Genomic DNA, 434 nt, shown 5'->3' with positions numbered 1-434 from the left:
CAGAGTGCCTTGACGACTATATCGGCGAAGACAACCCGGTGCGAGTTGTCGATGCCTTCGTCGAAGAACTGGATCTTCATGCACTGGGTTTTGAAGGCGTCGATCCGGCAGCCACCGGTCGACCCTCATACCACCCCTCGGTCCTGCTGAAGCTCTACATCTACGGCTACCTGAACCGCATCCAATCGAGCCGCCGCCTGGAGCGCGAGGCGCAGCGCAACGTCGAGCTGATGTGGCTCACCGGCCGGCTCACTCCGGACTTCAAGACCATCGCCGACTTCCGTCACAACAACGGCGCTGGCATCCCCAATGTCTGCAAGCGCTTCATCGCCATGTGTCGTGAGCTCAAGCTGTTCACGCAAGCCATCGTGGCCATCGACGGCAGCAAGTTCAAGGCGGTCAACAGCCGCGACCGCAACTTCACACCCGGCAAG

General features: G+C 60.6%; 1 protein-coding gene. It reads left to right on the top strand.

Annotated features, from left to right (window positions below):
• Nucleotides 1-434: transposase (locus IB278_RS33645; RefSeq protein WP_192328881.1), on the top strand; the 434-nt coding region annotated here is incomplete at both ends.

It is taken from the genome of Variovorax sp. VRV01 (genome assembly GCF_014852545.1).
GTDB classification, from domain to species: domain Bacteria; phylum Pseudomonadota; class Gammaproteobacteria; order Burkholderiales; family Burkholderiaceae_C; genus Variovorax; species Variovorax beijingensis_A.
This window is presented reverse-complemented; position numbering and strand designations above follow the sequence as displayed.